Source organism: Bradyrhizobium sp. CCBAU 11434, assembly GCF_028128895.1.
GTDB classification, from domain to species: Bacteria; Pseudomonadota; Alphaproteobacteria; order Rhizobiales; family Xanthobacteraceae; genus Bradyrhizobium; species Bradyrhizobium zhengyangense.
Genome location: NZ_LBJX01000100.1, coordinates 132,558 through 158,300, shown reverse-complemented (window position 1 = coordinate 158,300; position 25,743 = coordinate 132,558). Strand labels below are relative to the sequence as shown.

Sequence of the window (25,743 nt, the reverse complement as noted above, 5' to 3'; positions counted from 1 at the left end):
TGGATTTCTGTTCATGTCGGGCTGGTGTCGATCGGCGAGCGATATCAACCGCTTCGACATCGCGCCAAGCCCATGGCGCGACGCTGGCTCCGGAAAATCACGGAGCCAGAAATCGCCGGATTTCAGGATTGATCCTCAGTCGCTCGCGGTCGCCTTTAGCGCCGCGATGACGTCCTCGCGCGCGACGATTCCGACCAGCTTCTGGGCGCCGTCGAGCACGATGATGCTGCGGATGCGGTGTTCGACCATGATCTGGAGAACACGCGTCAGCCGCGTGTCGGGGCTGACATAGATGAACTCCGGCGTCATGACGTCGCCGACCTTCCGGCTCATCAGGTCATTATAGCGCGGCAGCATCTGGCTCGGCGTGAAGGCAAAGCACTTCAGGATATCGAACTTGGTGACGATGCCGACGACCTGTCCGTCGTCCTCCACAGGGTAGGAATTGAAATCGTCCTGCTCGAACATCTCGCCGAGCGCGAGCAAATTTTGGTCACGCTGCACCGTTCTGACGTTGCGCGTCATGTAGCCGCCGGCAGTCTGCTCAAGGAATTTGTACACGGCACGTCCTCATCGATTTGTCTGTTCGCCTCGCCTTCAATGCGACAGCAGCACACAGCGCGCGGATTGCGTGACCAGATATTCCGTAACGCCGCCGAGAATCAGCTCGCTGAAGCGGGAATGGCCGTAGGCACCTGCGACGATCAGGCCGGCTCCGACATCGCCGGCGATGCTCTCCAATTGCACGTCGGCCGTTTCCTTCCCCGCCTCCACGACACGCGCCGTCGCCGTGACGCCATGGCGCGCGAGCCAGGCGGCGACGTCGCTGACGCGTGTCGCGACGACCGAACGGTCGTCGTCTGCCTCCGGAATCTCGACGATGGTGATCTCCTTCGCCTTGCGCAGCATGGGCAGCGCGTCAGCCACCGCCCGCCGCGCCTCGGGCGTGTCCTTCCAGGCCACAAGCACGCTGCGCAGATCGAGCCAGTCGATCCTGTCGGGCACCACCAGCAGCGGCCGGCCGGCTTGCATCACCAGATCCTTGGGGCTTGCGAGTGCAAAGGAATCGGAGAAGGCCGGGCTCTGTCCCCCGCTGACGACGATGTCGGCACAGCGCGCCTGCGCTGAGACGAATCGTGCGGGGAAGTCCATGGCGCTGCGCCATTCCACCCGTCCGCCGCGGGCCTTGGTTGCGGCGCGGAATTGCGTCTCCAGATCGGCCAAGCGCCTTTTGATGGAGGCTTCCTCCTGATCGATCAGCCGCTGGGCAGCGGTGCCATCCGTGAAATAAAGTGGCGGAGCGAAGCGCGCCGCCGCGACCCCGACGATAGCCGCCTCGAATCGCTCGGCAAGCTCGCCGGCGACCTGAAGGCGGGCATCGTTGGGCTGGCCGAGCGCCAGGCTGACCATCACCGTCGCGTAAGTCATCGGAAGCCTCCAGTGCAATCTGTTTGATGAAATGTACGCCTGCCTGCATTCCGCGAGATGAGATAGATCAAGAGCCCCCGGGGGCGGCTCGCGCCCTCGACCGACCAGCGACGGAACTTGCCTCCGGGCCGGGCTTGGGCGACATTGCGGTAGCGGTATCGGCGTCAGGGCCCCCGCATCAGGAATCAGGAGCATCAGGTGTCGCCGACCCGTGTAACGCATCCCCAAGATGACGGCCGGGGCGAACATTTCCGCGTCCGGATCGAGGGATTCGGCGTCGGCACCTGGGATCTCGACCTCAAGACGATGGAATGGGAATGGTCCGACACCTCGAGGGCCCTGCTTGGGGTCTCACCGGACCAGCCGGAGAGCTACGAGCTGTTCCTGTCGCGTCTGGAGCCGAGGGATCGTGACCGGGTCGAGAGTGCGATCCGGCGGGTCTCCGAGCACGGCGGCGGCTTCGATGTGTCCTTCAGGGTCTCTGGAGCGATAGGCGGGGAAAAATGGATCAGGGCCCGCGCCGGCCTGATTCGCGATGAGGCTGGCGTCGCCCTTCATCTCAGCGGCATCTTCCTCGATATCGACGAGGAGAAGCACGTCGAGGAGGCGCTCCGCACGCGTGAGACCCACCTCCGCTCCATCCTTCATACCATTCCCGACGCCATGATCGTCATCGACGGTCGCGGCATCATGCAGTTGTTCTCGACGGCGGCCGAGCGCCTGTTCGGCTGGTCCGAGCAGGAGGCGATCGGCCAGAACGTCAGCATCTTGATGCCGGAACCCGATCGCTCCCGCCATGACGGCTATATCGCCCGCTATCGCTCGACCCACGATCCGCACATCATCGGCATCGGCCGCATCGTCACCGGCAAGCGTCGCGACGGCACCACTTTTCCGATGCACCTGTCGATCGGCGAGATGCAGTCGGGGGGCGAGCCCTATTTCACCGGCTTCGTGCGCGACCTCACCGAGCATCAGCTGACCCAGGCGCGGCTGCAGGAGTTGCAGTCCGAGCTCGTCCATGTGTCGCGACTGAGCGCGATGGGCGAGATGGCGTCCGCGCTGGCTCACGAGTTGAACCAGCCGCTTGCCGCGATCAGCAACTACATGAAAGGATCGCGGCGACTGCTCGCCGGCAGCGCCGATCCGAATCTGGCCAAGATCGAAAGCGCGCTGGATCGCGCCGCGGAGCAGGCCGTACGTGCAGGCCAGATCATTCGGCGCCTTCGCGATTTCGTCGCGCGCGGTGAGTCCGAAAAGCGGGTTGAAAGCCTCTCCAAGCTGATCGAGGAGGCCGGCGCGCTCGGGCTCGCCGGTGCGCGCGAACAGAACGTCCAGCTCCGGTTCAGTCTGGATCAGAGCGCCGATCTCGTCCTCGCCGACAGGGTCCAGATCCAGCAGGTCCTGGTCAATCTGTTCCGCAACGCGCTGGAGGCAATGGCGCAATCGCCGCGGCGGGAGCTCGTCGTCACCAACGCCCGCGTCGGCGACGACATGATCGAGATCGAGGTTTCCGACACCGGCTCCGGCTTCCAGGATGACGTCATTCCGAATCTGTTTCAGACCTTCTTCACCACCAAGGAAACCGGCATGGGGGTGGGACTGTCGATCAGCCGCTCGATCATCGAGGCTCATGGCGGGCGCATGTGGGCCGAGAGCAACGCATCGGGCGGGGCGACATTCCGCTTCACTCTGCCTGCAGCCGATGAGAGCTGAACCATGACGACCAATGGACTTGTCTACGTAATCGACGACGACGAGGCGATGCGCGATTCGCTGAATTTTCTGCTCGATTCATCGGGTTACAGCGTAACCTTGTTCGACGACGCGCAACGCTTCCTCGATGCCCTCCCCGGCCTCGCGTTCGGTTGCGTCCTCTCCGACGTGCGCATGCCCGGCATCGACGGGATCGAGCTTCTGAAGCTGATGAAGGCGCAGCACTCTCCGTTTCCGATCTTGATCATGACCGGCCACGGCGACGTGCCGCTCGCGGTCGAGGCGATGAAGCTCGGCGCCGTCGACTTCCTGGAAAAGCCGTTCGAGGACGACCGCCTCGTCACGATGATCGAGTCGGCTATCCGGCAGGGCGAGCCGGCCGCAAGGACCGAAGCCATATCCCAGGACATCGCCGCCCGCGTCGCATCCCTCAGCCCGCGCGAGCGCCAGGTCATGGAAGGACTGGTCGCAGGCCTATCCAACAAGCTGATCGCCCGCGAATACGACATCAGCCCGCGCACCATCGAGGTGTACCGAGCCAATGTCATGACCAAGATGCAGGCAAACAGCCTCTCGGAGCTGGTCCGGCTGGCGATGCGCGCCGGCATGCTGAAGGATTGAGGCAAGTCCGGTCGAGAGGTCAGGTCAGGTTGAGGTAAGTCAAAATTCGCCACCTCCCCCTGTGGTAGTCGATCCGAATGGTCGAGATCGGCTCACATCATCAGCGACTGCCAATGGCACCACCACCCGCACGGCCCACCGTCTACGTGGTCGACGACGATGACGCGGTGCTCGGGTCTCTGCGTTTTCTGCTGGAAACCGACGGTTTTGCCGTGCGGACGTTCAGGAACGCCACGGCGCTGCTCAACACGACAAGTCCGTCCGGCGCGGACTGCTACGTGATCGACTACAAGATGCCCGACATCAATGGCATCGAGCTTGCCGGTCGCTTGCTCCAGTCCGACCGCGACACGCCGGTGATCCTGATCACCGGCTATCCCGACAAGAACATCTCGGCTCGGGCGAAGGCGGCAGGCGTGAAAGACGTGATTTTGAAGCCGCTTCTCGACGAGAATCTGGTCAAGCGCATCCGTCGCGCCATCCAGAACAGACGCGGAAATTAGGCAGGCCTCAGAACGCACTCCTGTACTGCGAAATCTCGTTGCGCGGACCGTAAATCCACATCGGCTCACCGCACTCGCTCGGGCCGTGATCCGTCATGCAGGCCGCACTCCAGGGCGGAGCCGCGATCTGGCGACTCTCGATCGGACTTGAATGCGAACGACCGACGATGGCGTTGGATCGAGGCCGGGCTGTCGTTGCCGTAGCCAGCGAGGGCAGAAGCAACAAGGCGGCCAGAACGGGTACAGCAGATTTGGCTAACATCGGGCGTCTCCATAGGCGTGAACGCTTCCGATGACCCGATTTGAGCTGAAGCCCCGTTATTTCCAGGACACCGAATAGTGAGGACAGCGGTATCCCGCCCCGGCAGGTGACCTACGGGGTTCTACGTAGGTAACCCCCCTTAAGATATCTCGCGAAATTTTCGAAGCACCCGATACCGCGTATCAAATCGCCATCACAACGGAGATGGCGCAAATGCTGACGCAGACCCTCAACACCCCGGCGATCAACACCCAAATCGGTGGACGGATTGCTCCACCCCATCCCGTCTCCGACCAGTTCGGCGCGGTCACCGGCCATGTTGGCCTGGTCGCCACGGAGTTCTCCTACCGCAAGGACGAAGAGATCTACGGCGAGGACGAGCCGGCGGAATATGTCTATCAGGTCGTCTCCGGCGCGGTCCGCACCTACAAGCTCCTGTCCGACGGTCGCCGTCAGATCGGCACCTTCCATCTTCCCGGCGACGTGTTCGGCCTCGAATCCGGCGCCAGCCACCGCCTCGCTGCCGAGGCCATCATCGACACCACCGTCCGCCTCGTGAAGCGCGTCAGCCTCGAAAAGGCTGCCGGTACCGACGTGCAGGTTGCCCGCAAGCTCTGGGCCATGACAGCCGGCGAGCTGCGCCACGCCGAAGACCACATGCTGCTCCTGGGCCGCAAGACCGCGATGGAGCGCGTTGCGACCTTCCTGCTCGAAATGGACCGCCGCCTCGCCGTTGCCGGCATGATGGCACTGCCGATGTGCCGCCGCGACATCGGCGACTATCTCGGCCTCACGCTGGAGACCGTGTCGCGCGCGCTGTCGCAGCTCCATGCCCAAGGCATTCTCGGTTTCTCCGGCGCCCGCCAGATCGTGCTGCGCAACCGCCAGCGCCTGCGCAATCTCGACGCCTGATCGTTTCGTCCTCCCCACCCCCTTGGCCGGCTGATCTCGTTCAGCCGGCCATTTCTTTTGTCGCAATGCCAGCGCGCCGGGTCTCCGGCATCACGAAGAGGATCAGCAAGAGCCCGGTCGCTGCGATGCCCGCGAGCCCGAAGAAGGCGGTGGCGTTGCCGAACTTGTCGCTGACATAGCCGCCGAGCGCCGTGCTCAGCGATGCGCCGATGCCGGTCGCTGTGCCGACGATGCCCTGCGCCAGATTGAAGTGCCCGCTGCCGAAGGCAACGTCGGCCACGACAAGCGGAATCATCACCGCGAACACCGCGGCCGTAAAGCCGTCGAACACCTGCACCGCTACCAGCAGATACGGATCGCGCACGGTTGCAAACAACACGCCGCGGATCGCCAGCGCACCGAACCCGATCAGCAGCAGCGGACGCCGTCCCCACGCCTGCGCCTTGCGTCCGACCGTCGGCGACAACAGCGCCACGATCGCCTGGGGGACAACAATGCAGAAAGCCACCAGCACCGTCGCCCACTGGCTCGACCGCGCCGTCACTGCGCTTGCCATCAGCGGCATCATCGAGGCGTTGGCGAGTTGCAACAGCAGCACGCTCAGCGCAAAGACGATCAGCGGCCGTTGCCGGATCAGATGCCAGATATTGGTATCGCCGGGAACAGGCGCTTCGCGCGGCATCTCGCCGTGACAGCGTGCGATATCCACTTCCTCCTCGCGGATGCGCGACAGCGCGATCAAGGTCGGGATCGCGAGCAGGAAAGTGACTAGGAACACCGAACGGCTCGAGAGAAGATAGCCGGCCGTGCCCATCACTGCGGCGGCGACGCCGTTGCCGAGCGAGGCAAATCGCGCGTTGCGGCCGAGCCTCTCGCCGATCTTGAGCGGGCCGACCAGGCCAAGGCTGATCGCCGCGATCGCCGGCCCCAGCACGCAACTCGCCGCCGCATGCAGCGTTGCCGCCGCCACCACCACGGGGAAGATCGGCATCGCCGCATAGGCGAGCGCACAGCAGCCGATGGTCGCGATCGCGAGCCCCGCGACCAGTCGTTCCGATTTCGCAGCATCGATGATGGCGCCGCCCGGCATCTGGCCGATCAGCGCGACGATGCCGCCGATCGACAGCACGAAGCCGATCTCGACTTGCGTCCATTTCTGCGTCGTCAGATAGACCGCGATGAAGGGGCCGAAGCCGGTCTGCACGTCGGCGAGGAAGAAGATGAACCAATCGAGACCGCGCAGGCTCCGCTGCGACGGCGCCGGAATGGCCGCAAGGACGGGTACGGCGACGTTGTCCTGTTCAACGCGTCCCTCGCGATTTGCATGATCAGGCTTCCTCGACAAGAGCACAGGCGGTCAGCCCTCCCCCCTCCTCACTGGATGGCTTGCAGCGGTTGAAGACTGCCGGACGCACCTAACACGACCATCGGCATGTCTTCCTTGTATTCCGGCGCGGCTGCGACCTGCGCCTTGGTCAGTTCCAGCGTGATGCTGTCCTTCTTGTTGGTGATCTTGCCGAAGCGCAGCGCATTCCAGTCCACCACGATCTTGCGGCTGCCGACGCCGAGGAAGCCGCCGAAATCGATGACGGCGGCGGGCACATGGCCGCTGAGATCGACGATGACGTCGACGATATGGCCCATGTCCTCGTCCGCCGCGCTGCGCACGTCGCGGCCGAGCACGCCATGAGCGTCGCTGGCGCCGATGATGGTCACCGACGGCGGCGGCGCGGCATCCTTCGGGGTGACGGGCACCACTGAGGCCGGCGGCGCAGCCGCCGGCGGTGCGTTTGCCTCAGTCGGGGCTGCATTGGCCGACGCGGGCAGCTCCTCCGCGGCACGCGATACGGCAACCGTCAATCCCGCGGCGACGGCGAAGCTTAGGGACAACCATCCGGCGGTACGCATGACACCCTCCTCGCTGGCGCCGCTAGTGCGTCAGCACGATCGACACCTGGATCTGGCCCCGCGTGCGCAGCACCTCCAGCGCCACGTCGTGGCCGTGACGGCTGACGCGCAGATCCACGCTGGATTCGCCCAAGCGCAGATCGCGCAGGATGACCTCGTTCAGAAAGGCCGGCAGATGCGGATTGCGCAGCCGGATCTCGCAGCGCGCGACGTCGAACTCGATGCCGAGCGCCGCCTCCAGCAGCGTGAACGGCGTTGCGCTGGCCCAGGCCTGCGGCGCGCAGGCGACCGGATAGAGCGTCGGGCCGCGCCGCTTCTCGCGACGAAAGCCGCAGAACAACTCCGGCAATCGCCTCAGATCCATATAGGTCGCGGCCTCGAACAGGCCCTTGAAGACGTGCGCGACCGAATGCTTGAGCCCGTAATGGGCAAGCCCAAGCGCGATCAGTGCGTTGTCGTGCGGCCAGATCGATCCGTCGTGATAGGACATCGGATTGTAGCGGACTTCGCCGCGGGCAACGGTGCGGATGCCCCAGCCCGAGAAGAAGTGCGGGCGCATCAGATCGGCGGCCACGAGCCGGGCGCGATCCTCACGGATCATGCCACTGAACAGCACCTGCCCGGCATTCGAGGTGCGGACCTCGCAGCGCCGCTTTTGACCGTCGAGCGCGACGGCATAGGTCCCAAGCTCCTCGCACCAGAATGCCTGTTCGAAGCGCTCGGCGAGCGCCTTGGCTTCCGCCTCGAGCTTCCTCGCGAGATCGGGTTTGCCGAGCCTTAGCGCGCATCGCGCGGCGAGCTGCTTGGCCATAAAGACGTAGCCTTGGACCTCGGCGAGCGCGATATTGCCTTCCGCGAGCTTGCCGTCGGCGTGGAAGATCGCATCGTAAGAATCCTTCCAGCCCTGGTTGGCCAGCCCTTTTTCGGTGGCGCGCTGGTACTCGACGAAGCCGTCCTGATCAGGATCTCCGGGACCGTCGATCCAGGCGAGGCCCGCCTCGATCGCAGGCCACAGCTCGACCAGTGTCTTCTCATCGCCGGTCCGCTCGAAATAGCGCCCCGCGAGCAGCACGAACAGTGCAGTTGAGTCCACGCTGCCGTAATATTGCGAGAATGGCACCTCGCGCAGCGCCGCCATCTCGCCGCCGCGCATCTCGTGCAGGATCTTTCCCGGTGCGGCATCGGCGAGCGGATCAACCGCCTTGGCCTGGAAATGCGCAAGCCGCCGCAGCACGCCTTTTGCCACCCGAGGATCGACCCACAGCATCTGCAGCGCCGTAATCAGACCGTCACGGCCGAACGTCGTCGAATACCAGGGGATGCCGGCATAGGGATAGCGCCCCTGCGGCGTCTCCGTCATCAGCATGTTGAGGTCGGCCATGGCCTGGCACAGCACCTCGTTGAAGATGTTGTTGGAGGTTTCGATGCTGGCCGCGCCGATCGTCGACTGCCGCATCTCGCGGCGATGCGCCAGCAGACCCCGGAAGAAGCGCGCCGGCTTCTCCGCGAGCGGCCGGTTGCAGGACACGGCCACGAACAATGATTTGGCTTCGTGTGGATCGAGCTCCAGCTGCCAGGTCGCGGCATTCACCGAGAGCCGCGTCGGGCGCGGATCGAAATGCAGGCCGGTGGTGCGCTCGGCCTCGTCGAGGCCGCGATATTCGAACAGCACGTCGGTCGGCCCGAGCAGCCTGCTGGTGCCTGTGCCGCGGCGCGGCCGCCGCTCGCCCCGCACCTCGAACAGATCGGCAAAATCATTGTCGAACAGCAGCGTCAGCTCGAAGCTGGCCCGCTGTTCGCCGTGGTTCTGAAGTCCGATGCGCTGATACGCGGTGCCGCGCCACAGGAAGATCGTGCGGACGATGTGCAGCAGGTCCTTTTGCAGGACGATGCGACCCTGGCGATAGATATCGGGGTTGGTAAGGTCGACCGTCAGACCCGAATTGTCGTCGCGCAGGTTCGAGCCGAGCAGCAGCGGCTGGAGATCGTCGAGCACCAGCTCCAGCCGCGCCAGATAACGCGTGTCGTGGTTGAACAGGCCGTCGGGCCCGCCGGCGGAGGCACCGATGTCGCCATGGCTGTCCAGCACGATGAAGGTGTCGTCGTGCTTGAGCGAACGGCGGGGCCGCGCGGCGGGCCCCGTCATGGGAATGTAGAACGCCTGCTCGGCGACGGTCTCCATCGTCTGCGATACCGAGATGATCTTGGTTGCGGCTTCGGCTGCCATGAGCTGCTCCCCTGCTGCCAGTGTTTCGAACGCGACCGAGGCAAACGCAACTGTTGGATTTACGCGGCGAACTTCGCGAGCCGGCTCATTTCCTGCGTCACCAGCTCACGGTACGGACCATGCCCCTGCATCAGCCGGTCGGGCGCACCGTCCTCGATGATCTTACCGTTTCTGAGCACGACCACACGGTCGAAATTGCGCAGCGTTGCGAGACGATGCGCGATCGCGATCACGGTGCGACCGCGCATCAGGCGCGACAGCGCCTCGCGGATCGCCTCCTCGGATTCGCTGTCGAGCGCGGCAGTGGCCTCATCCAGCAGCAGGATCGGCGCGTCCTTCACGAAGGCGCGCGCGATCGCGATGCGCTGGCGCTGGCCGCCGGACATTTTGACGCCGCGGTCGCCGACCATGGTGTCGAGACCGTCAGGCAGGCTGTCGATGAAATCGCAGCGCGCAGCGATCGCAGCGCGCAACACCTCATCGTCGGTCGCGTTCGGCCGGCCGTAGCGGATGTTCTCGCGGATCGAGCGATGAAACAGCGAGATGTCCTGCGGCACCACCGAGATCGCCTCGCGCAGACTCTGCTGCGTGACCATGGAGATGTCCTGGCCATCGATCATCACACTGCCCTCGTCGACATCGTAGAAGCGTTGGAGCAGCGTGAACAGGGTGGATTTGCCGCCGCCGGACTGCCCGACCAGGCCGACGCGCTGACCGGGCTGGAGCCGCAGGCTGAAGCGCTCGAAGATCTTCTCGCCGCCCGGATAGCCGAAGGTGACGTTGTTGAACGCGATCGCGGCGCCGCTCTTGACCAGCGGCTCGGCCTCGGGATGATCGCGCAGCTCGTGCGGCACCAGCAAAGTCGCGATCGCCTCGGTCAGGCGGGCGACATGCTGGGTAACATCGACCAGGGCAACCGCGAGGTCGCGCGTCGCGCTCAGGATCGAGATACCGAGGGTGCAGACCAGAACGACGTCGCCGGTGGTCGCCTCGCCCTGCTGCCAGAGCGTGACGGCCCAGGCCATCAGAGCAATCGTCAGGATCACGGTCACGGCGGCATGCAACAGCCGCAGCTTCTCCAGATAGCGCAGGCTGCGTCCGCGCGCATTGACTTCCCGGTTCACCGTGGCGTCAAACCGCTCGTGCTCGTGGCCGATGCCGCAGAAGGCGCGGACTAGCGGCATATTGCTGATCACGTCGATCATCTCGCCGTCGACGGCGGCCGCCTTGTCGGCAAAGTCGTCATGCAACGGCTTGCCTGCCGCGGCCAGACGGAACATCGCCGCCACCATGCCGCCGGCGATCACGACCAGGCCTGCCGCCATATAGGGGCTTACGGTTCCAATCAACCCGATTGCGGCAATTGTGGCAATGCACGGCGGCAGCACATTCCAGACGAACATGTTCTCGACGGTGAACACCGCGTTGGATGTCGCCGTGATGCGGCTCGTCAGCATGCCCGGCATCCGGTCCAGGAAATAACTCGGCGCATGTCCGGTCAGATGACGAAATATGTCACGACGTAAATCGCCCGTGACACGAACGAAGGTGAAGCTCGCCGTCCAGCTCGCGATCCGCCACAGAAAATTGTCGGCAGCAATCAGCGACATGAGCAGGATGAATGCCAGCCATACGCTGCCACCATGCGAGGTTCCCGCCGACAAGGCGTCGACGAGAGATTTGACGCCGTACTGCGTGCCCACGGAGCAGGCAACCGCCGCCACGACCGCGAACAGGATCACCAGATGCGACGCCAATCGCCGCCGTAGATAGCGCAAGACAAAGGCAAATGGCCTGCGCGCGTATCCAGAAAGATGATCCATGTGACCCCGTCGTGATGATTTCAGTTGTTCTGACTGGTCGAGTGAACAACGACCAGTTCGCCTCGGTTCCCGGGCAACGTCATCACGACATGCGGATGCGGACGATCTGCGAAGAGGAGATGGCAGCATCGAGACAAGCGCGCGATGTGTCGAATAAGTAACGTTTGTTGAGAGGAACTTCGCAACTGCGGGAACGTTCCCTTCTCGGCATGCCGGTGCCGATACACGGCGGGGGTTCCAACGTTCACATGATCGTAGAGGAGAAGGTGAGATGCGCATCGCGCAGGTAGCTCCGTTGACGGAGGCTGTTCCACCCAAGCTGTATGGCGGCACCGAGCGGGTGGTGCATTGGTTGACGGAAGAGTTGGTGGCCCTTGGACACGACGTCACGCTGTTCGCCAGCGGCGACTCGCAGACGTCGGCGAAGCTCGACGCATTATGGCCGCGGGCGCTTCGCCTTGATGGTTCCGTGCGCGATCCCAACGCGCTGCACATGGTGCTCTTGGAGCGCGTGCGGCAGAAATGTGACGACGAGGAGTTCGACTTCCTCCACTTCCATCTCGACTATTACCCCTGGTCGCTGTTCTACCGGCAGCCGACGCCGTTCCTGACCACGCTGCATGGCCGGCTCGACCTGCCGGAGCATCAGCCTGTGTTCAACACCTTCTCCAAGATGCCTGTGATCTCGATCTCCAACGCGCAGCGACGGCCGGTGCCGCAGGCGAACTGGGTCTCGACGATTCATCACGGCCTGCCGGAAAACCTGCTGACGCCGAAGCCGGCCAAGCAGGAATATCTCGCGGTGCTCGGCCGCATCGCGCCGGAGAAGGGCGTCGATCGCGCCATCAAGATCGCGATGCATTGCGGCATTCCGCTGAAGATCGCGGCCAAGGTCGACCGCGCCGACCAGGACTATTATGACGAGCTGATCAAGCCGATGATCGCAGGCAATCCGCTGGTCGATTTCATCGGCGAGATCGGCGATCACGAGAAGTCGGACTTCCTCAGCGGCGCACTGGGCCTGTTGCTGCCGATCGACTGGCCGGAGCCGTTCGGCCTCGTGATGATCGAAGCCATGGCCTGCGGTACGCCGGTGGTTGCCTTCAATCGCGGCTCGGTGCCGGAGATTATCGATGAGGGCCTCACCGGCTTCGTCGTCGAGGACATCATCAGCGCCGCCGGCGTGGTGAAGCGCCTCGCGCAACTCGACCGCGCCGCGATCCGCAAGCAGTTCGAAAAGCGCTTCACCGCGCGACGAATGGCGCTCGACTATCTTGCCGCCTATCGCGGGCTGATCGAGGCCCAAGCGCCGCGGATCAAGCTGGTGAGCAGCGCGGAGTAGCAGCTACACAAACAGTGTCGTCCCGGACAAGCGCGACCAAAGCGCGCGCCTGGGGTTATGCGTCCCGGCCTTCGCCGGGACGACACCAAGTCTGCTACAACCGCAATGCCTACCCCACCACCGCCCGCTTCGGCTCCACAATCTCAAACATCCGCGGGAATTCGTCCATCAATCCCATCAGCTCGGCGAGCTTCATCGGGTTGCCCGAAAGCTTGACCTTCCCGCCCGCCACCGCTTCCGGAAAGCTCGTCAGCTTCGCGATCACCTCGTCCAGCGTGGCACGCGCCAGCGTGAAGCTGGCGTCGGCATTGTCGGCCTGAACGCCTTCGGCATAGGTGAGCGCGCAGTTCTCGAGATTGAGCACGAACCTTTCGCCGGTGTCCGAAAAGCTCCAGTTCAGCACGATGCGCTTGCCTTCCGCCTTGGGACCGTTGAGGCGGATGCCGAGCACGTCCCAGAGCTGCTCCGTGCGCAGCGCCGCCAGCGTCTCGCGCGGCATCGGCGGACGCGGCGGGGTCTTCGGCATGCCTTGCCGAAGCTCCTGTGCGCCAAACAGATAGGCGTTGCGCCAGGTCGAGCTCTCCGCGGCGTAGCCGAGCTGCTCGAGCGTGTCGGCCAGCAACGCGCGCGCCGCCGCATTGTCGGGCTCGGCGAAGACGAGATGACCGAGCGCCTGCGCGACGAAGCGGAATTCCCCCTTGTCGAAATCCGCGCGCGCCCGCGTCAGGATCGCATCGGCGCCGCCCATATACTCGACATATTTCTTGCCTGACTCCACCGGCGGCAGCGGATCGAGATTGACCGGATTGGCGTCGTACCAGCCGAGGTATTTCTGGTAGATCGCCTTCACATTGTGCCTGATGTGGCCGTAGTAACCGCGACCGTGCCAGGCGCCCTCCAGGCTCTTCGGCAGCTGGATCGTCTCGGCGATCTCGGCCGCAGTGAGGCCGTGATTCATCAGGCGGATGGTCTGGTCATGCGCAAATTTGTAGAGGTCGCGCTGCTCGCGGATCATGCTGTCGATGCGCTCAGCTCCCCACACAGGCCAGTGATGCTGGCCGCACATCGCCTCGGCCCTGCCACCCCACAGCTGCAGCGCCTCGCCCAGATACTTTGACCAGGCCAGCGCGTCGCGCACGTCGGCGCCGCGGAACGGCAGCAGATTGTGGAAATTATGCGTGCAGTTCTCAGCCAAATTCAGCAGCTTGTAGCGCGGCAGGAAGAAGTGTATCTCCGCCGGTGCTTCGCTGTTCGGCGCCATCTGGAATTCGAACTCGACGCCGTCGATGACACGCTTGTCGCCGGTCGCCATGATCAGATCGGTCGGACGCAGCAGCGCGACCGCACCCGCTGCCATGCTCTTGCCGAGGCCGCAATCGACCTGCCCTCGCGCCCCCTTGGCGAGGAACGGCCCGAACTGATATTGCGCCCGGCGCAGCATCGCTGGCCCAGCGATGATGTTCTCGGAGACCGCGTGCTCCATGAACAGGTTCGGCGCGATGATCGGTACACGACCGGTGGCGAGCGCGTCCTCCTCCAGCACGCCGCGCGCGCCGCCCCAGTGATCGGTGTGGGTGTGGGTGAAGATGACGGCCGCAACCGGCTTCAAGCCGCGGTGTTTGAAATAGAGATCGAGCGCAGCCCGCGCGCCTTCGATGGAGGTCAGGGTGTCGACCACGATGACGCCGCTGTCGCCCTCGATCAGCGTCATGTTGGCGATGTCGAGGCCGCGCACCTGGTAGACGCCTGGCACCACCTCGAACAACCCGTGCTGCATATTCAGCCGCGACTGCCGCCACAGGCTGGGATTGACCGTCGGCGGGGCCTTCTCGCTGGACAGAAAGCCATAGGGCTCGAGGCTCCAGACCGTCCGCCCTTGAGGATTTGTAATCTTCGCGTGCTCGATGGTGCCGACGAAGCCGCGCGCCGCATCGTCGAAATCCCGCGTGTCGGAAAACGGCAACGCGTTCAGCATCGCCTGTTGCTGCGCAATGACTGAAGGCGTCGCGTCCTTCGGCGTGTCGGCTACTTCGGTGCTGTTCATGGCATTCCTCCCCCGTCTTGTCTGGGAGGCATCTAACCGTATCTCGATTGCGGTTCCAACCGCTGCTTATGCCGCCAGCCCTTCGGAAACGCTTTGGCCCGCTGCGGTCGCATCCGCCATCCTCAATTCGCGGGCCAGCACATAGCCGCCGCGATGTTGCTTGGCACGGTAGAGCGCCTTGTCGGAGCGCGACAGCAGCGCCTCCGCGGTTCGTCCGTCGCCCGGCGCGACGGCAACGCCCACGCTCGCGCCGAGCTCGACCGTCTGTCCGTCGATATCATAAGGCAAGCTGATCGACCGCACGATACGCTGGGCCGTCGCTTCCGCATCGGTCGCCGCGCGCTGGACCAGGACGAATTCGTCGCCGCCCATCCGCACCACGAGGTCGTCGGTCGCGGCGATCGCTCTGAGCCGCCCGGCCACCTGCTTCAGCAACGCGTCGCCGACGGGATGGCCGAAGCGGTCGTTCGCTTCCTTGAAGCGGTCGAGATCGAGCGTATGAACGGCGATCGTCCCCGCCGCGAGCATGGCAGGCAAGTCCGTCGCGAGCACCGAACGATTGGCCAGGCCAGTCATCGGATCGATGCGCGACAGCTGCTCGAACTGCCGCTTCAGCGTGATCTGGTTGATCGAGGCGTTGAAGCTCAGCCGCACCATCTCGAAGCTCGCGGCGACATACATCAGGATCAGGAGCCCGAGCCCGACATGGCGCAGATCGGGCTGCATGAAAATCACGATCGCAGCGGGCGCGGCGATCGCGACGAGATCGAGCAGCGCCGCGACGGGGCGCAGCGCCAGCCGCGCCACCACGCCGGCGCCAAAGCCGAAGCCGATGCCGACCGCCATCACGCAGCAGAGCGCATCACCCAGCACGATGCTGCGCGCTGCAAACAGGCCGAGGATGAGGGCTGTCACGACGGTGCCGGCCACATAGCGCCGCTCCCAGCGCCCGCCCTCGGCCCGGCCGAGCTGCGGCGAACGCGCAAGCCGGCGGCGGAATGCAAAGATCTCGACCAGACGAACAATGGCCACCAGCACGCCCGCGACCGTCAGTCCGGCCGTCACCATGTCGCCGGTCTCGTAGGTCGTGATCGCGCCAACCATCGCCAGGCAGGCGGCCGCAAGAATGTTGGGCACCGTCGTGCCGTGAAGGCCCGTGATGACTTCCATATAGACGGCGTCGGAAATCGACGCCCGTCCGGATTCCATTCTTTTGAACAACATGCCAGCACCCATCCGCTGGCACGTTCTTACCGCAGACCCGTAAAAATGGATTCCATGCGCAACAATGGCATTTGAACGCGCGGGTTTACCCCGCGTTAGCCATATCCCACCTACACGCAGGCTAATGCATTCCCAGCACCCGCGGCAGCCACAGCGTCAGGTCGGGCCAATAGGTCACGATGACGAGGAAGCCGAGCATGGTGAGCAGCCACGGCATCACCGCGCCCGCGAGGTCCGTGATGCGCATGCGCGCTATCATCGAGGCGACATAGAGGTTCAGGCCGACAGGCGGATGGCAGAGGCCGACCTCCATGTTGACGTCCATGACGATGCCGAAATGGACGAGGTCGATGCCGAGCTTCTTGGCCGCGGGCGCCAGGATCGGCGCCATGATCAGGATGATCGAGTTCGGCTCCATGAAGTTGCCGGCGAGCAGCAGCAGCACGTTGACGACGAGCAGGAAGCCGACCCAGCCGAGATTCTGCGCCGCGATCCAGTCGGCCAGCGTCGCCGGCAAATTTTCGTTGGAGAGCACGAAGGAGAACAGCACCGCGTTGGTGACGATGTAGAGCAGCATCGCGCTGGTATTGGCGGCGCGCAGCAGCACGCGCGGCACGTCCTTCAGGCCGATCGCCTTGTAGACGAACACCGCAATGATGAAGGAATAGACCGCGGCCATCGCGGCGGCTTCGGTGGCGGTGAACAGGCCGCTATAGATGCCGCCGATGATGATGACGACCAGCATCAATCCCCAGACGCTCTCGCGGAAGGCGTGGACCGTCTCACCCCAGGTCGCCTTCTTCATTCGCGGATAGTCGCGGTTGCGCGCCAGCCACCAGGTGACGATGCAGAGCATCGTCGTCAGCAGGATGCCGGGCAGCAGGCCCGCGACGAACAGCGCGCCGATCGAGGTATTGGTCGAGACTGCGTAGACGATCTTCGGGATCGACGGCAGCATCAGGATGCCGAGCGACCCCGCAACCGTGATGATGCCGGCGCCGAAGCGCATGGGATAACCGTGGCGGACCATCTCCGGCAGCACGATGGCGCCGATCGCCGCCACCGTGGCCACGCTCGAGCCGCAGACCAGCGCGAACATCGCGCAGGCGACGATGCCGGCAAGGCCCAGGCCGCCGTGCCAATGTCCGATCAGCGACGTCGCGAAGTTGATCATCCGGCGCGCCACGCCGCCGTGGGTAAGGAAATTGCCGGCGAGGATGAAGAACGGGATCGCCATGATCTCGAAGCCCTCGATGCCGGTGAAGAGCTTCATCGAGACGGCTTCGATCGGCACTGCGGTCAACGTGAACAGGAACGTCATCACGGTGAGGCCGAGCGCGATCGAGACCGGAATGCCTGTGAGCATCAGCGCGATCAGCAGCGCGAATACGGTTGCGGCGCGCATCCAGTGCGGCAGCACGATGAAGCCGGTCTTTTCGCCAAGGCACAGCGCGAAGATCAGGATCGGGGCCATGATCAGGATGACGCCAAGCGGCGAGACTTTTCGCGCGGCGGCCCTGGTGGCGGCGCCGGCAGGCTGCGGATGCAGCGCCGGCGAGACGTCGGCCTCCACGCCCTCGACATGGGTCTCGTCATGATGCGGCAGCTGCCCGGTCCAGAAATAGAACCACGAGACCTGCAGGAAGCGGAAGCACATCAGGCCGGAGCCGAGCGGGATCGCCAGATAGACGAACCACATCGGCGCTTCCAGGTCGTTGGATTGCTGGCCGGTCTTGAACATCTCGGAGACAAAGGAGGCGCCGAAGGCGGCGATCATGCCGGTGAATAGCGCGCCGCACAGCAGCGAGAACAGGATGACGTGCTTGCGCGAATGCTCAGGCAGCCGGTTGACGAGCAGGTCGACGCCGACATGGATGCCGGTGCGCACGCCATAGGCGGCGCCGAACTTCGCCATCCAGATGAACATGTAGATGCAGAGTTCCTGCGCCCAGGACAGATCCAGTTCGGACAGGAACGTGAACACGACCATCGACAGCGACGCCAGCCAGGTCAGCCCGTGCGCGGTGGCCCATCGCGAGAACACGATCGATTCGCCCGCACCGTAACGGTGCACGACGGCGATGAAGATCAGTCCGGTTGCGGCCGCAATGAGCGTCGCGATCAACCATTCTTCGAGATGATTGAGCAGCTGGTTGAGCACGCGCAGCAAATCAAAGCCCCCCTATCGATACGAAACGGTCGGGAGTGCCTGCACTCCCGACCGTTGGTATATTCTTGCCGGAAACCGCGTCAGTTCATCTTGACGTCGAGTTCCTTGGCGATGACATCGAGCACTTCCTGCCCGACCCGGCCCTTGGCCCAAGTATAAGTCGGCCGCATCGCTTCCTGCCATGCCTTGCGGTCGGCATCGGTGAGGTAATGCAGCGTGGTCTTGCCCGACTTCTTGATCTCGGCCAGCGCGTCCTCGTTCTCCTGGTGCGCGATCTGGTTGGTGTAGTCGGTCGCGTCCGCCATCGCCTTCTCGAGCTGGCTGCGGATGTCAGGCGGCAGGCCGGACCAGAATTTCGAATTGACGATGACGGCATATTGCAGATGCGCGTGATAGGACACGGTGATGTCCTTCTGCACCTCATAGAACTTCTGCGTCAGGTAGTTCGAGGCGGTGTTCTCGCAGCCGTCGACCACGCCGGTCTGGAGCGCCTGGTACACTTCGGAGAACGCCATGATCTGCGGGATCGAACCCATCAGGCGGAAATACTGGTCGGCGATCTTCGATCCGGAGATGCGGAACTTCAGGCCCTTGAAATCCTCCGGCTTCGCCAGCGGACGATTCGACGACACCATGTGGAAGCCGTTGTCCCAATAAGCGAGACCGGTGATGCCTTTGGCCTCGAGCTTCTGGAACAGCCACTTGCCGACGGTGCCCTTCATCGCGGCGGAATAGGTCGCGTCGTCCTTGAACAGCCAGGGCAGGTCCAGCGCCTCGAATTCCTTGATGCCGAGCGGCGCAAATTTCGCGGTCGAGGGCGCGAGCATCTGCACCGAGCCGAGCTGGAGCGCCTCGATCTCCTCCTTGTCCTTGTAGAGCGAGGAGTTCGGATAGACTTCGATCTTGACCTTGCCGTCGGTGTACTTCTCGGCCAGTTCCTTGAACTTTAGCGCGCCCTTACCCTTCGGGGTATCGTTGGCGACGACGTGGCTGAACTTGATGATGATCGGACTCTGAGCCTCGGCGACCACAGGGGCCAAAGCGAGCGCGGCCGCGGCGGCCGCAAAGAGCAGTTTGCGCATGAAGGACCTCCCAACAACCCTAGAAAACCGTGTTCTTTTTTGTTTTGCAGGTCAGTAGTGGCAGCAATCCGCAAGCCGAACAACTAGACCTAAGCCCAATTTGCCGCAGCGAAGCTTTGCCGCAGCGAGGCTATATTGGCGGCGGTCGCACGCGCAACCCGGCGCCCGCTCCACCGATGGGAGCGAGCGCTTATGTCGCATCGCCGAAATGGCGTTAACCCTTGCGCTGGGCGACGATGAACAGGCGCCGGAACGGGAAGAGCGTCTGCCCCGCCGCATTCTTCGGATAGGCTTTCGCGACCCGCATCCCATAGGCGTCCTCGAACGCGGCCTTCTCGTCGCCCTGCAATACGTCGAGATACCGTGTCAGCCAGGTCCCCTTGGTCCATTCCTTCACGGGATTTTCGCCTTCGAGGACCTGAAGATATTCGGTCTCCCAGATGTCGATGTTCTGCGCGAGCGGAGCGAGAAGATCGTGATAGAAGGCCGGCCCCTCGACCGGCGGCGGCGTCACGAGGTGCTCGACCTTGGACCGCCAGGGCCCGTTCAGGGCGGTCTCGCCGATCAGGACATGCGACGGCGCCAGGAAGTTGCGTGGCATCTGCACTGCAAGCATGCCGCCGGGCGCGACCTTCTCCATGACAGAGGGGAAGAGTGCCGCATGATTGGGCAGCCAGTGCAGTGCGGCATTGGAATAGACCACGTCATATTGCTTCGCGGGACGCCAATGGCCGAGGTCTTCATGGGACCATTCCACGTCCGGCGCGGCCTTGCGCCCTGCAGCCACCATCTCGGCCGAGCCCTCGACACCTGTGACGGCGGCGGACGGCCAGCGTTCCTTGATGAGCTTGGTGACATTGCCGGCACCGGCGCCGAGGTCAGCGACCGTGCGCGGGCCGACATCGGGAATGCGCATCAACAGGTCGACCGCCGGCCGGAGCCGGTGGCCGGAGAATTTCAGATATTGCTGCGGATCCCAGACCATGGCCTGCGCCTTTTCTTTTTGGTGTTTCCTTCGCGAGGCCTCTTGGTTACCACTGCTCGTCCCGCTCAGGCAATTCGGTAGGGGCCAGCGGGACGGGCAGGAAAGCAAAAAGCAAGAACCAATCAAGAGAGCGTGTGACCATGGACCTCGGGCTGAAATCGAAAACCGCTATCGTCACCGGAGCCAGCATCGGCATCGGCCGCGCCATCGCCAAGGGCCTCGCTGCCGAAGGCGTACGCGTCGTCGGCGTGGCGCGCCGCACCGACCTGCTCGCCGAGTTGGTGCAGGAGGTCGGCGGCGGGCTGATCACGCCGTTCGAGCAGGACGTCATGGCCAAGGACGCAGCGGAAAAGATTTCAGCCTTCGCCGTGAGCGAGCTCGGCCATGTCGACATCCTCATCAACAACGCCGGCGGCAGCCGCCCCCTGCCCGTCGACGCGCCCGACAGCAAATGGGACGAGGCGTTCGCGCTCAACTTCACCAGCTATCGCCGCATCGCCCATGCGCTGCTGCCGCAGATGATCGAGCGCAAATGGGGCCGCATCGTCAACATCACCGGCAAGTCCGAGCCGGAAGGCCTCAACGCCGCCTTCGCCGCCAAGGCCGCCGTACACGCCTGGGCCAAGGGCCTGTCGCGCGAGATCGGCGAGCACGGCATCACCATCAACTGCATCCCGCCCGGCCGCATCATGAGCGAACAGATCCGCCGCAACTATCCGCCCGACTATCGCGAGCGTTTTGCCGAGGAGGAGATTCCGGTCGGCTATTGGGGCGAGCCGGAAGACCTCGCCGCACTCGCGGTGTTCCTGGCCTCGCCCGTGGCGCGCTACATCACCGGCACGGTGATCCCGGTGGACGGAGGATTGAGGCGGTATCAGTTCTAGGGCGCAAGCTGGTCAATTCTGATCCGCTCTCACATTGCGCGCCGCCATGGGGTGGGCACAGGTGCGCTTTTGCGCGCCGTGCGTTTCATAGCAGATGCAAGCGGCCAAAGCCCGGCAGGCCGTCGGCCGCAAGCATGGCTTCCAGTTCCCGCATCCGTTCCGGAGTCGGATTTTGGAGATGCCACAAGCCGGGGTCATCACCACCTGGTGCCGCGGTTGCGGTACCGTCCAGGTGCGGAGCCCTGCTGACCGTCGGCTCCGCGAGATGTCCGCTGAGCGCTCCGGCGACGCTCCTGGGCAACTGCATCGGCTGGTTCTGCAGACACCGGAAGACGTCCGTGTACACGGCTTCGATGTTGGTCAACCCGCCGTGCACGCCGTAAACGTAGCGAGTGTCGCCAACATTCTCCAGTCGCGCCGATGCAAGCGGAACGCGGCCATCGCCTTCGCGGTGAGGATCGTTGACGACCCGGGCGAAAATCTTGCTCGTCTTTTCCCACAGGCCGAAGAATCCGGGTTCGTAGGAGAGACGAAACAGCGTTTGAAAACCCACGCCGGCAATCACGATCATCTGATCGCGCTTTTCCTGATCCAGATTGCGATGCGTCTCGTAAAGGCGCCGATGGAGGTCGGCCGTAGCGTCAAGGATTCGTTGCAGGTTCGCAGTGGCTGCCACGTCGAGGTCCAGTTTCCACGCGTGGGCGTCGTAAAAATCGAAATTGGTACACGGGTGAACATAGAGATCGCCTGGATCTTCCGACGGCCACGGGCTGGGGTCGTTCTCGCGTGTGCCGGGATAAATGCCGCGAGGCGCCGGTAGCAAGCCGATCACGCCCCACAAGGACCGCAACGTGGGGCGGCTGAGATATTCGCCGAGCACAGCCATCAGCTCGAAGCCCCACAGATGGTTCTTCAAGTAGCCGGCGATCGCGGTTGCACCGTAGTGAGGCGTTCCAATGAATACGATCTTGCCGAGCCTCGGCCAAAGCTCGGCCGCATGCTGCATCAAGGCGGTGCGCACCATCAGCCCGCCCAAGCTGTGAGCGACGAGATGAACTTTCTTGCCGCCATTCTGCCCATGCAGCTTCAGCACAAGATCTCGCAGTGCGGCGCTGCTGTGGAGCAGGGACTTGCGCCAGTCGTAAGGAAAGATCTCGTGGTTGAGGCCGCTCTGCTTGAGCGCCGTCGAGAGAAACGGCGTGTAGCTCGGGTCGGCCGTCACAGGCGCGATCGTGTTGTCAGGATCAGCTTCCCCTGTCCCGTCTGAGGACAAGCCGAGGCTGTCGATGAAATTCCGCGTGCGAACGTCGAGCCACCAAATCCCTCCCTTGGCGCTGTTCATGAGCAACGAGCCCATGATGCCAGGAACGAAGATGACGTTCTTGGGGTCTGCGGGAGCTAGATGGAAGCCGTCAAACCACTCCTTCGCGAGTGCGCGCAGCTCCAGATAGGCAGGCTCGCCAAGAAGGCGACCGAGCGCAGGTCCGTTGCTATCGTCCAATGCCATGGTCAGGCGATCGTCGGTATTCGCCTGCAGGAACGCCTTGATCGTTTCCATGGTGTCCTCATCCGCGAAGTGCGAGAACCTCGTCCTCACGCGCCAGAAACAGATCGTATTGGTTCACATAGCTGTAGAAGAGCCCACCGATGTTGCGGTAGTGAGTCCATAGGAAAAGGCGCGCCTGCGTCACAGCTTCCCCGGCCGCCATCGGATCGGGATCGGCCAGACGATAGAAAAATCGAAAAAAGATCTCCGCGAAGCGGCTGCCGAACACGATCGGAACCTTGGTTTCGGTGCCGATATAGGCGCGACAGCCCCGCTCGAAGAACGCTTCTTCCAGATCGTTGGCCATATAGGGGTCGGCGGCCGCCGTTGTGCAGGCGTTCGCGAACACCAGCGGTCTGTCAACCAGCACAGACGTTCCGAAATCCGTTTGCGCGACGACGTTGGCAGGATCGTTGGTGCTGCCGAAGCGCAGCGTCGGATTATTGCCGGCGCCGGTACTGCATTGGCAGAAGAGATAAAGGACAGAGGTCGGCGACGGCTGCGGGTCGTTCAGCAGCGTGAGCAATTCCGCCTTGGCGTTCTGCACCTTGTGAGGAACGAAAACCTGGTTCTGCCAGGCGCTCCACTGCGCACGCTGCCATTGTGCCTCCTGTCCGGTCACGTCGGTGGGAGCGTCGCCCCAATAGAGGAAGTGAGCTCGATGCGTTGCATCAAGTGCGCCGAGAGATCGCGATGCCGGGGCCGCAACGTGGGACGTGTAAGCTATCCGGCACCTCAGGCCGAGAAAGCCCATCGGATCGATCGGCTGCCCCTCAGGTGGCACGTCAGCCGTGTACATCAGACCGAACGGCACGTGCGGAATAAACCCTGCACCGGCCTTTGGGGTCCATGAAACATTCAAGCGCGCTCCTGGGACGAGCGCGGCGATCCATTGGTTGAGATTGGAATTGCGCGGGAAGAATGCGTGAAACAACAGCCGGCCGTGCTGCGCGACCTTGCGCAGCTCCGGGCTGGCGGCCATTTTGTCCCACTCCTGTTGGTGCGACGGATCGGCGTAATTGCCGAGTGAGCTCCAACTATATTCGGGTCCCCCCTGGTGCTGGCTCCAGCGCGTCAGGCGACCAGCAAGATCCGCCGGATCGATATTGTTGAAGTGGTGTTCCCACGCAGCCCGCATCTCCTCCGCTGCGTCCCGAACGTTCTGAATTTTCCCACTGACTTGAGCCGGCACGCCGAGCCATGGCTCCAGCGAATCCACCTGCTCGGTGCCGGCCAAGCCTTGCACATAGGCCTGCGGCCCCAACACCGCGACGCCCAGGATCCCGTTAGGCGTCGTCCATTCATGCGTGGTGCCCAGGCCAACGTGGACTGTTGCCGTCGGCATGATCTCGTCGGCGATGTGGACCGGCTCGACAGGCGCAACGTCAGGACTGTCGGCGGCGGCCAGTTCGATCCTGAATTGCCGATAGGTTTCGTTGAACCTCGGAAACCCTCCCTCTCTCCGCGCTGTGATGCAGACATCGATCGCTGGAGAGGCTTGCAACGGCTTGATCCGAAGCTGCGGCGTTGCACTGTCACCTTCTTTGGGAATGAGGACCTTGAAGCGTCCGCTCCAGGTCGATACACCGCCGACGGTTTCAACCTTCGCTTCAGTATCGGGCGTGCCGGCGGCGAGTTCGGCGCCGCGAGCAACGATCAACCAATCGGTTGGCAATCCCGCTGGCGGAACATCGTTCGGATTGACCGCGGCCGCTTCTCCAGATGTCAGGCTGCCGCTGACCGGTTGCCCGACCCTGAAATTGAGAAGATAGGTCTCACCAATCTTCAGGGCCTGCTTCAGGCCCACCTTCCCCCCTCCTATCCAAATGTTGATCTGGCGCTCGCTCGCGGGCACGAGCGAAGCGGGAGGATTTGCTCTGACCTTCGGCGCCAGGAGTGGCTCCACCGCCTCAACGGCTGTCTGAAGCTCGCGCTGGTCCGAAACAATGACCTCACGCTCTCCAATCTTGATGCTGATTTGTCCGCCCTGCCTCATTCGCTCCAGCATTCCGGCGAATTCGCTCTTGATGATGGTCAGAGCGACAGCAGGCTCGGCAATGAGCAGCTTGTTGTCGGTAACGATCACTGTGTCGAAGCCAAGATCGGAAAAGAATTTTCCCTTCACGTTGCTTTGTCGGCGATCCGTCTCTACGGCGACGCGCCCGTATTTCTTCGTCGAGTCGGCAAATTCAGCAAAGAGCCTCTGCGACTCCCGATGCCTTTCAGCATCCCGTTTCTCGCGTTCGAGAAAATCCCAGGAATCGACCCGCTCCGCTACTCCCGGCGTATGGATGGTGTAACTGGAAAAATACTTTATCACCACCGCGGGAGCGAAGTCGGCGCTCATAGGGAGCCTCTTTGGCTACAGACTAATGTCCGGACTCTATCGGCCGATCATACAATACTCTCTCCGAAACGAAATCGGCAATCTGCGGTAGAATATGATGGTCATAGCCGCGCGACCGCGGAAGCGCCAGCACCCTTGCGGAGGCTTCGGTTCTAGGGCCGCGACTGCTGAAGCGGGTCAGCCCGCGAAAGCTTGCCACGCGGACAACCCGCCACGCCGCAGCGAGGCGCCTGAGCGCCAATGGGGCTGAAATCGCGCGAGTCGATGCTTGAGATCACCCGAGGTTCGCCGCTGTGTGCGACGAACCTCGCGCTGTCTCAATAGCAAGGCGGATAAGGATAATATCCGCAGGCCCTCCGGTAGCCGTACGCACCGTAAGCCCCGGCAGCTCCGACCGCCGCTGCGCCGTAATAGGCGCGCCGATGCACCCTGCGGTTCACGCCCGCGACGCTCATCGGCGTCAGCGGTCGCCCTACTCTCGCTTCTGCACGGTCGATCGAGACCGATGGCAGTGTTGAGGACGAGGTGTGTACCGACAAAGGTGCGGCGGTTGACAGAGCCACCGCCACGACCAGCCCAAGACGCCTGACGTTGAAGATCATGTTGTTTCCTCCCGTTCGAACGCTGACCCGCCCAACGTGATGTGCCCCCACGGCCGAACCTTTGATCAGGGTCAACACCAGGCACAAATGTGAGACAGAGGTACTGACGTGCCTCCG

General features: G+C 63.5%; 20 protein-coding genes and 1 pseudogene. 6 read left to right on the top strand and 15 right to left on the bottom strand.

The annotated features are described in order from the left end of the window. Positions 1-135: 135 nt before the first annotated feature. A complete protein-coding gene (locus tag XI06_RS33170) occupies positions 136-561 on the bottom strand; it encodes a CBS domain-containing protein (RefSeq protein ID WP_237889545.1) in 426 nt (141 codons plus the stop codon). Positions 562-597: 36 nt separating this feature from the next. Next, positions 598-1,428 (bottom strand): universal stress protein, encoded by an 831-nt coding sequence (locus XI06_RS33165; RefSeq protein ID WP_237889542.1) that lies wholly within the window; start codon positions 1,426-1,428, stop codon positions 598-600. Between the two features lie 198 nt (positions 1,429-1,626). Here XI06_RS33165 and fixL point away from each other — a divergent pair, with 198 nt between their 5' ends. The 4 genes from fixL to XI06_RS33145 all read left to right on the top strand — a co-directional run bounded on the left by fixL (position 1,627) and on the right by XI06_RS33145 (position 5,442). Next, positions 1,627-3,144, top strand: a complete 1,518-nt coding sequence (fixL, locus tag XI06_RS33160; RefSeq protein WP_271607295.1) for a sensor protein FixL — start codon at positions 1,627-1,629, stop codon at positions 3,142-3,144. 3 nt (positions 3,145-3,147) lie between these two features. Next, positions 3,148-3,765: a response regulator FixJ gene (gene fixJ, locus XI06_RS33155; RefSeq protein ID WP_237889538.1), complete on the top strand. Its 618-nt coding sequence runs from the start codon at positions 3,148-3,150 to the stop codon at positions 3,763-3,765. Between the two features lie 77 nt (positions 3,766-3,842). Beyond that, positions 3,843-4,268, top strand: a complete 426-nt coding sequence (locus tag XI06_RS33150) for a response regulator (protein WP_237863589.1) — start codon at positions 3,843-3,845, stop codon at positions 4,266-4,268. A 475-nt stretch (positions 4,269-4,743) separates the two neighbouring features. After that, positions 4,744-5,442: a helix-turn-helix domain-containing protein gene (locus XI06_RS33145; protein WP_237863588.1), complete on the top strand. Its 699-nt coding sequence runs from the start codon at positions 4,744-4,746 to the stop codon at positions 5,440-5,442. Between the two features lie 40 nt (positions 5,443-5,482). On the opposite strand, the gene XI06_RS33140 is transcribed toward XI06_RS33145, so the two are convergent. From XI06_RS33140 to XI06_RS33125, 4 genes are read right to left on the bottom strand one after another with little or no spacing between them, the layout of a single operon-like run. Then, positions 5,483-6,793: an MFS transporter gene (locus XI06_RS33140; RefSeq protein WP_237889536.1), complete on the bottom strand. Its 1,311-nt coding sequence runs from the start codon at positions 6,791-6,793 to the stop codon at positions 5,483-5,485. A gap of 23 nt (positions 6,794-6,816) precedes the next feature. Further along, positions 6,817-7,350 (bottom strand): PRC-barrel domain-containing protein, encoded by a 534-nt coding sequence (locus tag XI06_RS33135; RefSeq protein ID WP_271607294.1) that lies wholly within the window; start codon positions 7,348-7,350, stop codon positions 6,817-6,819. Positions 7,351-7,372: 22 nt separating this feature from the next. After that, positions 7,373-9,577: an amylo-alpha-1,6-glucosidase gene (locus XI06_RS33130; RefSeq protein ID WP_237863585.1), complete on the bottom strand. Its 2,205-nt coding sequence runs from the start codon at positions 9,575-9,577 to the stop codon at positions 7,373-7,375. Between the two features lie 59 nt (positions 9,578-9,636). Further along, positions 9,637-11,400, bottom strand: a complete 1,764-nt coding sequence (locus XI06_RS33125; protein ID WP_237870448.1) for an ABC transporter ATP-binding protein — start codon at positions 11,398-11,400, stop codon at positions 9,637-9,639. Between the two features lie 271 nt (positions 11,401-11,671). Between XI06_RS33125 and XI06_RS33120 the strand changes: the two genes are divergently transcribed. Then, positions 11,672-12,742, top strand: coding sequence for a glycosyltransferase family 4 protein (locus tag XI06_RS33120; RefSeq protein ID WP_237870446.1), 1,071 nt, complete (start codon positions 11,672-11,674; stop codon positions 12,740-12,742). A gap of 109 nt (positions 12,743-12,851) precedes the next feature. Here the strand turns inward: XI06_RS33120 and XI06_RS33115 are convergent, their stop codons facing one another. The 6 genes and pseudogenes from XI06_RS33115 to XI06_RS33090 form a co-directional block, all read right to left on the bottom strand. Continuing rightward, on the bottom strand, positions 12,852-14,786 hold the full coding sequence (locus XI06_RS33115) for an alkyl/aryl-sulfatase (protein WP_271607293.1): 1,935 nt from the start codon (positions 14,784-14,786) through the stop codon (positions 12,852-12,854). Positions 14,787-14,852: 66 nt separating this feature from the next. Then, positions 14,853-16,010, bottom strand: coding sequence for a GGDEF domain-containing protein (locus tag XI06_RS33110; protein WP_237863581.1), 1,158 nt, complete (start codon positions 16,008-16,010; stop codon positions 14,853-14,855). A gap of 121 nt (positions 16,011-16,131) precedes the next feature. Next, entirely contained in the window at positions 16,132-17,415 is a 1,284-nt protein-coding gene (locus tag XI06_RS33105) for a TRAP transporter large permease (protein WP_237863884.1), read from the bottom strand. 243 nt (positions 17,416-17,658) lie between these two features. Further along, positions 17,659-18,000: pseudogene (locus XI06_RS33100) on the bottom strand (TRAP transporter small permease); the annotation flags it as partial. Between the two features lie 260 nt (positions 18,001-18,260). Next, positions 18,261-19,262: a DctP family TRAP transporter solute-binding subunit gene (locus XI06_RS33095; RefSeq protein WP_237863580.1), complete on the bottom strand. Its 1,002-nt coding sequence runs from the start codon at positions 19,260-19,262 to the stop codon at positions 18,261-18,263. A 214-nt stretch (positions 19,263-19,476) separates the two neighbouring features. Beyond that, positions 19,477-20,247 (bottom strand): methyltransferase domain-containing protein, encoded by a 771-nt coding sequence (locus XI06_RS33090; protein WP_237863579.1) that lies wholly within the window; start codon positions 20,245-20,247, stop codon positions 19,477-19,479. Between the two features lie 140 nt (positions 20,248-20,387). Between XI06_RS33090 and XI06_RS33085 the strand changes: the two genes are divergently transcribed. Then, positions 20,388-21,131, top strand: coding sequence for an SDR family NAD(P)-dependent oxidoreductase (locus XI06_RS33085; RefSeq protein ID WP_237863883.1), 744 nt, complete (start codon positions 20,388-20,390; stop codon positions 21,129-21,131). Between the two features lie 85 nt (positions 21,132-21,216). On the opposite strand, the gene XI06_RS33080 is transcribed toward XI06_RS33085, so the two are convergent. The 3 genes from XI06_RS33080 to XI06_RS33070 form a co-directional block, all read right to left on the bottom strand. Then, on the bottom strand, positions 21,217-22,689 hold the full coding sequence (locus XI06_RS33080) for a lipase family alpha/beta hydrolase (RefSeq protein WP_237870441.1): 1,473 nt from the start codon (positions 22,687-22,689) through the stop codon (positions 21,217-21,219). Between the two features lie 7 nt (positions 22,690-22,696). Then, positions 22,697-25,024: a C25 family cysteine peptidase gene (locus tag XI06_RS33075; protein WP_237870439.1), complete on the bottom strand. Its 2,328-nt coding sequence runs from the start codon at positions 25,022-25,024 to the stop codon at positions 22,697-22,699. A 317-nt stretch (positions 25,025-25,341) separates the two neighbouring features. After that, on the bottom strand, positions 25,342-25,626 hold the full coding sequence (locus XI06_RS33070) for a hypothetical protein (RefSeq protein ID WP_237863576.1): 285 nt from the start codon (positions 25,624-25,626) through the stop codon (positions 25,342-25,344). Positions 25,627-25,743 lie beyond the last annotated feature (117 nt).